Consider the following 8,829-nt stretch of genomic DNA (forward strand, 5'->3'; position numbering starts at 1 on the left):
CTCTTCCCCGTGGAGGAGGGGCTTTTCGCGTCCCCCAGGCCGGGCGATTGATCCAGTTCACGGCGCCCGGCGCCGGTCCCGTTTCATCCTGCTGTTTCAAAATCTGCGAACGGAGCGCGCGTCCCATGTCCACGCCCATGTCCACGCCCATGTCCATCCTCATCCTCGGCCTCGGCAACATCCTCCTGATGGACGAAGGGGTGGGCGTGCGCGCCATGGAGGCGTTCGACGCCGCCTGGAGCGTGCCCGACCATGTCAGCGTGGTGGACGGCGGCACCTGCGGCATGGACATGCTGGACCTGATCGCCAGCCACAGCCACCTGATTGCCGTTGACGCGGTGAAGACCGGCGCGCCACCGGCCACCCTGACCGTGCTGCGCGGCGACGAGGTTCCGGCCTATTTCAAGGGCAAGCTGTCGCCCCACCAGCTCGGCCTCAGCGACCTGCTGGCCTCGCTGCGCCTTCAGGACGAGGCGCCGGAGACCGTGACCGTGGTCGGCTGCGTCCCGATGGCGCTCGGCACCGGCCTGATGATGTCGCCGGAGATCGAGGCGGTGATCCCGCGCATGGTGACGATGATCGTCGAGGAGCTGGCCCGTCTCGGCGTGACCGCCACGCCCCGAAACTGAGCGTGGCGGCGCTGTTCACCTCACGTCAGCGGTCGGCGCGGATCGGGCCGAACTCCACCGGGACCCATGCGTAGCCCTTGCCTTCGGTGCGGACGTGTCCGATGCCGGGGAAGGGCAGATGGGCGCCGGCCACCCACAGCTTCTGCGCCGCGGCGTCGGCGAAGATCTTCTTGCGGGACGCGACGGCCTGCGCCTTGTCGGCGTCGAACTCGATGACGACCTCCGGACGGGCGAACTGCACGGAGTGGCTGTGCACGATGTCGCCCCACATCAGAATGCTGCGCTCCCCCGACGTGAACAGGTAACCGCTGTGCCCCGGCGTGTGGCCGTAGGCCGCCACCGACTCAACGCCCGGCACGAGGCTGTCGCCGGGCTGGTAGGGCTTCAGCTTGCCGGCCGCCGCGTAGGGCGCCACCGCCGCGCGGGCCATGGCGAAGAAGGGCTGGCTGTCCGCCGGGGCCTTGGCCGCCACCTCCTCGCTCAACCAGAAGTCGGCGTCGGCCTTGGCGACATGGACCGTGGCGTTGGGGAACAGCATGGCGCCGTCCGGGCGCAGCAGGCCGTTGGCGTGGTCCGGATGCAGGTGGGTCAGCAGAACCGTGTCGATCTGTTCCGGGTTGTAGCCGGCGGCGCGGATGTTGTCGGCGATGAAGCCCAGCGCCGGACCGAAGGCCTTGGCCGTTCCGGTGTCCACCAGGACGAGGTTCGCGCCGGTGTGCACCAGATAGGCGTTCACCGCCGTCTGGACGCCCGGCGTATCGGCCAGGAACATGCGGGCGAGCAGGCTCTGGATGTCGTCGGCGCTGGCGCCGCTGAGAATCTTGCGGTCGAGGTCGATGAAGCCGTCATAGAGCGCGGTGACTTCGAAGTCGCCGATGGCCATGCGGTAGAAGCCCGGCGCCTGGGTCCGCTGCTGGCCCGGCACCTCCGCCAGCGCCGGCGCCGGCGCCGCGGGGGCCAGGACGGCACCGGCAGGAAAAGCGATGGCCAAGGCGAGCAGAGCGTTGCGCAGGGAGGCGAAGGTCGGCGGTGTCATCGGCGTGGTTCCCCTTCAGGACGGTCGGCACCCAGCATGGCCGTCCCGGACGCGCCGGGGAAGCGTCCCGGGAGGAATGCGCCAACCGATTGGAATAGTTCTGGAATTTCCCGACTGGCACACGCCCGCAAGCGGCCTGGCGGGGGGTGCCGCCGAGCCTTGACGCCGAATCGGGCCGCTCAGCGGTCGCTGCGGATCGGGCCGAACTCCACGGGAACCCAGGCGTAGCCGTCCCCTTCGGTGCGGACATGGCCAATGCCGGGGAACGGCAGATGGGCGCCACCGACCCACAGCTTCTGCGCCGCCGCCTCGGCCAGCAGCCTTCTGCGTGAGGCGACGGTCTCGTCCTTGTCCACGTCGAACTCGATGGCGATCTCCGGCCGGGCGAACTGAAGGGCGTGGCTGTGCACGGTGTCGCCCCACAGCAGAATGCTCTGCTCCTTCGAGCGGAACAGGTAACCGCTGTGTCCCGGCGTGTGGCCATAGGCCGCCACCGACTCCACGCCGGGCAGGAGGCTGTCACCGGGCTGGTAGGGCTTCAGCCTGCCCGCCGCCTCGTAGGGCGCCACCGCGGCACGGGCCATGGCGAAGAAGGGCTTGAGCGGCGCCGGGGCCTTGGCCACCGCCTCCCCGCCCAGCCAGAAATCGACCTCGGCCTTGGCGACCCGGACCTCGGCGTTGGGGAACAGGATGGAACCGTCCGGGCGCAGCAGGCCGTTGGCGTGGTCCGGATGCAGATGGGTCATCAGGATCGTGTCGACCTGCTCCGGGCGGTAGCCGGCGGCGCGGATGTTGTCGGCGATGAAGCCGAGCGTCGGCCCCAGCGACTTGGCCGCCCCGGCGTCCACCAGGACCAGATTCGTGCCGGTGTGCACCAGATAGGCGTTCACCGCCGTCTGGATCTCCGGCCGCTCCGCCAGGAACATGCGGTCGAGCAGGCCGATGATGTCCTCGGATTTGGCGCCGATGAAATACTTGCGGTCGCGGTCGATGAAGCCGTCGAACAGCGCGGTGATCTCGAAATCGCCGATGGCCATGCGGTGGAAGCCCGGCGCCTGGGTCCGCTGCTGCCCCGGCACCTCCGCCAGCGCCGGCGCCGCGGGGGCCAGGACGGCGCCGACGGGAAGGGCGACGGCCAGGGCGAGCAGGGCGTCGCGCAGGGAGGGAACGGTCGGCGTCATCGGCAAAGCACAACTCCCGATTGGGATTCGGTCAAGGGTGCCGATCAGATACAGGAACATGCGAAGGGTGCCCACCGGAAAGGATGGGCGCACCGATGACGTTTTCGGGACAATGAAAAGGCCCGGCGAAGCGGTTCGCCGGGCCTTCCCATTGGGCGTCTTGCCGCCCGTCTCCACCGTCGTTGCAGGCGATCAGCCCAGCGCCAGCAGCGCCACGCCGGCCAAGCCGAACACGGCACCCGTACCGCGCAGCGCCAGCGCGCCCTTGCCACCTTCGATGAAGCGGCGCAGCGACAGGGCCGCGCCGATGCCGGCACCGTGCAGCAGCGCGGTGGCCAGGGCGAAGCCCAGACCGTAGAGCAGCGGCTCCGCCGCCTCCGGCATCTCCGCGCCGTGAGCATGGCCATGGAAAACGGCGAACAGGGCGACCATACCGGCAGAGGCGAGCAGCGGCAGGCGGGACTGGAAGGCGATCAGCGCGCCCAGAGCGATCACGGACAGGACGATGCCAAGCTCCACCTGCGGCAGGTCGATGCCGGCCATGCCCAGCAGGCCGCCGCCGATCATCGCGCCGACGAAGGCCGCCGGCAGCGCCCACAGGGCCTTGCCGCCACGCTGCGCGGCCCACAGGCCGACGGCGACCATCGCCAGCAGATGATCCCAGCCACCGACCGGGTGCATGAACCCATGGACGAACCCGGCGTCGTGGGCGCCGAAGGTGTGGGCGAGCGCCGTGTTGGGCAGAGCGGCCAGAACTGCCGCCGCGGTGGCCGACGCGAGAGCGAAACGTTTCATCCGTGAAAACCCCTGCTGTATCGTTGAGCGGCGCACGACCGACCCCTACCCCATCGCGCGCGAAGCGGTCGCCACTGTAGCAGAACCGCTCCGATTGGAAATGGCGGAGCGCAATGAAACTACGCCGGACCGCATGTTTGACGCATATCAATGTGCGGTTTCACCCCCCGGTCAAGATGACGCAGTTGCACTGATCGTTTCACGCCGGCCGCCTCGCGACGACCGGGTTCTCCGGGTGAGGGCGCGCGCATGTGTCTGGGCATTCCGATGCGGGTCCTGGAGACCGACGGCTTCACCGCGCGCTGCGCCGGCCGGGGCGAGGAACGGCGCGTCAACGTCATGCTGATCGAGGAGGTGCCGGAAGGCGGCTGGGTCCTGGTCCATCTCGACCGCGCCGTCCGCCCGCTGGAGGCCGACGAGGTGGAGCCGCTGAACCGCGCGCTCGACGCCATCCTGCTGGCGGCGCAGGGGGAGAACGTGGACCACCTGTTCGCCGACCTGATCGAAAAGGCAACCGCATGACCGCCGCCGGCCCCGAGGCGGGCTTCGCCGCCGACGCGCGTCCCGCCTGCGGGTCCTGCGGCACGGTCTATGACCCCGCGGCGGGCGATCCGGGGCGGGAGGTGCCGCCTGGAACGCCTTTCGGCGGGCTGCCGGACTATTGGCGCTGCCCGGGTTGCGGCGGTCCGCAGCATGGCTTCACCGCCGCGGTCCCGCCGGGCGCCGATCCCATGAGCTTGCGCGTCGCCGCCCTGACCGCCAGCTACCGCCTGATCGCGGAGCGCGACATGGCCGGCGTTCCCATCTGCAACGCCGCGCTGTCGGTGGAGGCGCTGGGCTTCCGTCCCCATGGGCCGGGCTGGATCGGCTGCGTCATCGCCCCCTGGTTCCTGAACGCCGTGCTGATCCCGCGCGATCCCGCCCTGTGGGAGGACCGGCGCGACGGCGACAAGCTGGAGGTTGGCCTGCCCTCCGGTGCCTACCGCTTCACCGCGGCGCGCGTGGGCGTTCTGGGAACGCTGGCGGTGATCCCGCTCGCCTCGGCCATGAACGTGTTCACCGACCAGCAGGACGCCCGCGGCGCCGCCGTCCTGGCGCTCGATCATCTGATGCGGACCCCGCAGCCGGCGCCACGGGCCGAGCCTCCGCCGGCAAGCGACGCGGACGCCGCGAAGCCCGCCCTGTCCCGCCGCTCCCTGTTCGGAGGTGGACGGCGATGAGCGGGACGGGCGCCGGGCTGGAGGGCAGCGTGTCGGTGCGGCTGGAGACCGCCGCCGGACGGGTGCGCGCCGTGTCGGTGCAGGTCCGCCGCCCCGCCGCCGCCCGCGCCCTGTGCGGGCGCACGCCCGACGAGGCGATGCGCCTCGTGCCGCTGCTGTTCAGCCTGTGCGGCACCGCCCAGTCGCTGGCCGCGCTGGACGCTCTGGAGGATGCGCTCGCTCTCGACGCGGGCGCGCACACCACCGCCCGCGCCCTGCTGGCCGAGGCGGAAACCGCGACGAACCACGCGTGGCAGGTCCTGATGGACTGGCCGGCCCGGCTGGACGAGGCACCGCAGCCCAGGGAGTTGGCGGGCCTGCGCGCTGCTGCGGCGGCGATCCATCCCGCGCTCTACCCGGCCCGCGACGGGCTGCGCCTCGGCGGCGGTTCGCTGAAGCCCGACCGCGCCGCCCTGACCGCCGCCACCGCGGCTCTGCGCGAGGGAGTGGAGCGCGCCGTCTTCGCCGCCCCGGTTCCGACCGACGACGCGGAGTTGGTGCGATGGGCCGGCACCGGCGCAACCCCGGCGGCGCGGCTGATGCGGCGCCTGCTGGAGCCGGGCATGGCCGGTTTCGGCGCCTGCGGCGTACCGGCGCTGGAGCCGCATCCGGCCCGCTGGTTCGGTGAACGGCTGTCCGCCGACGCGGCCTTTTCCGAGCGTCCCCGGCAGGATGGCGCCGCGGCCCACACCGGGCCGCTGGCCCGCCAGAGCACGCACCCGCTGGTCGCCGCGCTGCTGGCGCGGCACGGCTCCGGTCTCGCCGCCCATGCCGCCGCGCGGCTCGTGGAACTGGCGGGGCTGGCGGAACGTCTGACGGGGTGGGCCAACCGCCTGGAGGACGCCGAACCGGCTCCGGACACCGGCAACGCGCGCTGCGGCGCGGGAAGCGGCGCCGTCGAGACCGCCCGCGGGCGCCTCGCCCACTGGCTGCGGCTTGAGGACGGCCGCATCGCCGATTGCCGCATCGTCGCGCCGACCGAATGGAACTTCGCCGCGGACGGGCCGCTGGCCCGGGGCTTGGCCGGCGCCGTGGCGGACGACTCTCTGGCCGGGCGCGCTGCCCTGCTGGTGGGGGCGCTCGACCCCTGCGTGGCCCCGGCGATCACGATTCAGGACGAGGACTGACCCATGCACGAGCTGGCGCTCAGCCAGGGCATCATCGACGTGATCCGCGATCAGGCGGCGGCCCAGGGATTCGCAAGGGTGAAAACGGTGCGTCTGGTCATCGGCGCCCTGTCCCACGTCGAACCGCAGGCCATCGCCTTCGGGTTCGACGCGGTCAGCCGCGGCACCATCGCGGAGGGCGCCGTGCTGGACATCGAGCGCCCGCCCGGTCAGGCCTTCTGCCTGTCCTGTGAGAAGCCGGTCCCGCTGCCCGAGCGGTCGGCCCCCTGCCCCGAATGCGACGGCCACCAGCTCATGGTGACCGGCGGCGAGGAAATGCGCGTCAAGGAATTGGAGGTGGAGTGATGTGCACGGTCTGCGGCTGCGCCGAAGGCGAAACGAAAATCGAGGCCGGCCACGCGCACGGCCATCATCATCATCACCACCATGACCATGACCATCCTCACGATCATGATCATGACCACCATCATCATCACGACCACAGCCACGAGCATGTCGGCCCGGACGGCAAGGTCTACCGGCACACCCACGGCGACGACCATGGACATGAGCACGATCATGCCCATGATCATGGGCATGACCACGGGACCATCGACCTCGGCCGCGGTCCGGCGGGGACGGAGGTGCCGGGCATGTCGCAGACCCGTCTGATCGCCATCGAACAGGACATCCTCGCCAAGAACGACAGCTTCGCCGCGGTGAACCGCCAGCTGTTCGCGGCGAAGGGCGTGTTCGTGCTGAATCTGATGTCCAGCCCCGGTTCGGGCAAGACGACCCTGCTGACCCGCACGCTGACCGACCTGAAGGGCCGCTTCCCGATGGCGGTGATCGAGGGCGACCAGCAGACCTCCTTCGACGCCGACCGCATCCGCGCCACCGGCACGCCGGCCATCCAGGTCAACACCGGCCGGGGCTGCCATCTCGACGCCCAGATGGTCACCCAGGCGGTGGGCCGCCTGCCGGTGGAGACGGGCAGCGTCCTGTTCATCGAGAATGTCGGCAACCTCGTCTGCCCGGCGGGCTTCGACCTCGGCGAGGCCCACAAGGTCGTCGTGCTCTCGGTGACGGAGGGGGAGGACAAGCCCCTGAAATACCCGGCGATGTTCGCCGGCGCCGATCTGCTCCTGGTCAACAAGATCGACCTGCTGCCGCATCTGACCTTCGACGTGGCGCGCATGATCGCCTACGCCCGGCAACTCAAGCCCGACCTGCGCGTGATCGAGGTGTCCGCCACCACCGGCCAGGGGCTCGAGGACTGGTACGGCTGGATCGCGGCGGGGCTTGCGAAGGCGGTGGCGGGACGCGGCGCATGAGCCCCGCCGATTTCCTCCTGATGGCCGGCGCCTGCCTGTACTTCATGGCCACCCCCGGACCCGGCATCTTCGCCGTGGTCGCCCGTTCCCTCGCCGTAGGATGGCGGCGCAATCTGGGCTTCCTCGCCGGAATAGTGGTGGGCGACCTTGTGCTGCTGGCGCTCGCCCTCGGCGGGCTGGCCGCCGTCGCCCACGCCTTAGAGGAGCTGTTCACCCTGCTGCGCTTCGTCGCCGCCGGTTACCTGGTCTGGCTGGGCATCCGCACGTGGCGCGCGCCCGTCACCCTCGGTGGAGACCCGCCGGAGGCCGAGGGCGCACAGTTGCGGGGCTTCGCGAGCGGTCTGGCCCTGACCCTCTCGAACCCGAAGACCATCCTGTTCTACATGGCCTTTCTCCCGGCCTTCGTGGATCTGACCCGCGTCTCCGCCACCGACGCCGTTCTGATGGCCGGCATCGTGGTGAGCGTGTTGAGCGCCGTTTTGTTGACCTACGCGCTGGCAGCGTCGCGCGCCCGCCATCTGTTCCGCAGCGAGCGTGCCATGAAGAGGCTGAACCAGGGTGCCGGTACGTTAATGATCGGCGCGGGCGTGGCGGTCGCCACGCGGTGAAACGGCTTCGCCTCCGGGTCCGCGGGCAGGTGCAGGGGGTCGGCTTCCGGCCCTTCCTGCATGGGTTGGCGCACCGCCTCGCCCTGACCGGCTGGGTGCTGAACGACGGGGCCGGGGTGTTGGCCGAGGTGCAAGGCGATGCTCTGGAGCGCTTTTTGGCGGCGCTCGCGGAGGACGCCCCGCCGCTGGCGCGGATCGACGCGATCGAAACGGACGCGATTCCCGCTCAACCCGATGAGACGGGCTTCGCCATCCTGGCCTCGCAGCGCGGCGCGGTCAGCACCGGGATCGCTCCCGACGCCGCCGTCTGCCCGGCCTGTCTGGCCGAGCTGTTCGACCCGGCGGACCGGCGCTACCGTTATCCCTTCCTGAACTGCACCCACTGCGGGCCGCGCTTCACCATCACGCGCGCCCTGCCCTACGACCGGCCGCAGACCGCCATGGCGGGGTTTCCCCTCTGCCCGGACTGCGCCGCCGAATACGCCGACCCCGCCGACCGCCGCTTCCACGCCCAGCCGACTGCCTGCCCGGCCTGCGGCCCCCGCCTGTCCCATTCCATCGCGGAGGTGCTGGCCGCGCTGCGCGGCGGCCGGATCGTCGCCATCAAGGGGCTGGGCGGCTTCCACCTCGCCTGCGACGCGTTCGACGCGGCGGCGGTGGAGCGGCTGCGCGCCCGCAAGCAGCGCAACGGCAAACCCTTCGCCCTGATGGTCGCCAACGTTGCCTCCGCGGAGCGGTTCGTGGAGGTGGAAGCGGCGGAGCGGGCATTGCTGGAGGGTGTGGCGCGGCCGGTGGTGCTGTTGCGGCGGCGTGAAGCCCCCACCCTTCCCGCTTCGCGGGCCCCTTCCCTCCACCGCTTCGCAGGAGGGGGACTCGAATCT

At 71.0% G+C, this 8,829-nt stretch carries 11 protein-coding genes; 8 read left to right on the top strand and 3 right to left on the bottom strand.

Features of this window, described 5'->3' with window-relative positions:
- The first annotated feature begins 125 nt into the window (after positions 1-125).
- Complete coding sequence (locus tag DXK32_RS09820) at positions 126-629, top strand: HyaD/HybD family hydrogenase maturation endopeptidase (protein WP_247877079.1); 504 nt, start codon at positions 126-128, stop codon at positions 627-629.
- Between the two features lie 25 nt (positions 630-654).
- On the opposite strand, the gene DXK32_RS09825 is transcribed toward DXK32_RS09820, so the two are convergent.
- The 3 genes from DXK32_RS09825 to DXK32_RS09835 all read right to left on the bottom strand — a co-directional run bounded on the left by DXK32_RS09825 (position 655) and on the right by DXK32_RS09835 (position 3,641).
- Positions 655-1,665 carry an MBL fold metallo-hydrolase gene (locus DXK32_RS09825; protein WP_114858339.1) on the bottom strand — a complete coding sequence of 337 codons (1,011 nt, stop codon included), beginning with the start codon at positions 1,663-1,665 and terminating at the stop codon, positions 655-657.
- A gap of 179 nt (positions 1,666-1,844) precedes the next feature.
- Entirely contained in the window at positions 1,845-2,846 is a 1,002-nt protein-coding gene (locus DXK32_RS09830) for an MBL fold metallo-hydrolase (protein WP_114858340.1), read from the bottom strand.
- 192 nt (positions 2,847-3,038) lie between these two features.
- Positions 3,039-3,641, bottom strand: coding sequence for a HupE/UreJ family protein (locus DXK32_RS09835; RefSeq protein WP_114858341.1), 603 nt, complete (start codon positions 3,639-3,641; stop codon positions 3,039-3,041).
- Positions 3,642-3,890: 249 nt separating this feature from the next.
- Between DXK32_RS09835 and DXK32_RS09845 the strand changes: the two genes are divergently transcribed.
- From DXK32_RS09845 to DXK32_RS09875, 7 genes are all read left to right on the top strand, one after another.
- Positions 3,891-4,163 carry a HypC/HybG/HupF family hydrogenase formation chaperone gene (locus tag DXK32_RS09845; RefSeq protein ID WP_114858342.1) on the top strand — a complete coding sequence of 91 codons (273 nt, stop codon included), beginning with the start codon at positions 3,891-3,893 and terminating at the stop codon, positions 4,161-4,163.
- The gene (gene hybE / locus DXK32_RS09850; protein ID WP_114858343.1) at positions 4,160-4,861 is read left to right on the top strand and encodes a [NiFe]-hydrogenase assembly chaperone HybE; all 702 of its coding nucleotides are present in this window, start codon (positions 4,160-4,162) and stop codon (positions 4,859-4,861) included. The genes DXK32_RS09845 and hybE overlap by 4 nt, the downstream gene beginning before the upstream one ends.
- Entirely contained in the window at positions 4,858-6,027 is a 1,170-nt protein-coding gene (locus tag DXK32_RS09855; protein ID WP_114858344.1) for a nickel-dependent hydrogenase large subunit, read from the top strand. The genes hybE and DXK32_RS09855 overlap by 4 nt, the downstream gene beginning before the upstream one ends.
- A 3-nt stretch (positions 6,028-6,030) precedes the next feature.
- Positions 6,031-6,372 (top strand): hydrogenase maturation nickel metallochaperone HypA, encoded by a 342-nt coding sequence (hypA, locus tag DXK32_RS09860; protein ID WP_114858345.1) that lies wholly within the window; start codon positions 6,031-6,033, stop codon positions 6,370-6,372.
- A complete protein-coding gene (hypB, locus tag DXK32_RS09865; protein ID WP_114858346.1) occupies positions 6,372-7,340 on the top strand; it encodes a hydrogenase nickel incorporation protein HypB in 969 nt (322 codons plus the stop codon). The genes hypA and hypB overlap by 1 nt, the downstream gene beginning before the upstream one ends.
- Entirely contained in the window at positions 7,337-7,948 is a 612-nt protein-coding gene (locus DXK32_RS09870; RefSeq protein WP_114858347.1) for a LysE family translocator, read from the top strand. The genes hypB and DXK32_RS09870 overlap by 4 nt, the downstream gene beginning before the upstream one ends.
- Positions 7,945-8,829: Sua5/YciO/YrdC/YwlC family protein (locus DXK32_RS09875; RefSeq protein ID WP_162801127.1), on the top strand; the 885-nt coding region annotated here is incomplete at its 3' end. The genes DXK32_RS09870 and DXK32_RS09875, both read left to right, overlap by 4 nt.

The sequence above is a fragment of the Azospirillum brasilense genome (genome assembly GCF_003349955.1).
In the GTDB taxonomy this organism is placed as follows: domain Bacteria; phylum Pseudomonadota; class Alphaproteobacteria; order Azospirillales; family Azospirillaceae; genus Azospirillum; species Azospirillum brasilense_B.

Bases quoted from the DNA above. Each gene is read 5' to 3' on its own strand.
- DXK32_RS09835 (WP_114858341.1), bottom strand. From the start codon at position 3,641: ATGAAACGTTTCGCTCTCGCGTCGGCCACCGCGGCGGCAGTTCTGGCC.
- hybE (WP_114858343.1), top strand. From the start codon at position 4,160: ATGACCGCCGCCGGCCCCGAGGCGGGCTTCGCCGCCGACGCGCGTCCC.
- hypA (WP_114858345.1), top strand. From the start codon at position 6,031: ATGCACGAGCTGGCGCTCAGCCAGGGCATCATCGACGTGATCCGCGAT.
- DXK32_RS09845 (WP_114858342.1), top strand. From the start codon at position 3,891: ATGTGTCTGGGCATTCCGATGCGGGTCCTGGAGACCGACGGCTTCACC.
- DXK32_RS09820 (WP_247877079.1), top strand. From the start codon at position 126: ATGTCCACGCCCATGTCCACGCCCATGTCCATCCTCATCCTCGGCCTC.
- DXK32_RS09830 (WP_114858340.1), bottom strand. From the start codon at position 2,846: ATGACGCCGACCGTTCCCTCCCTGCGCGACGCCCTGCTCGCCCTGGCC.
- hypB (WP_114858346.1), top strand. From the start codon at position 6,372: ATGTGCACGGTCTGCGGCTGCGCCGAAGGCGAAACGAAAATCGAGGCC.
- DXK32_RS09825 (WP_114858339.1), bottom strand. From the start codon at position 1,665: ATGACACCGCCGACCTTCGCCTCCCTGCGCAACGCTCTGCTCGCCTTG.
- DXK32_RS09870 (WP_114858347.1), top strand. From the start codon at position 7,337: ATGAGCCCCGCCGATTTCCTCCTGATGGCCGGCGCCTGCCTGTACTTC.
- DXK32_RS09855 (WP_114858344.1), top strand. From the start codon at position 4,858: ATGAGCGGGACGGGCGCCGGGCTGGAGGGCAGCGTGTCGGTGCGGCTG.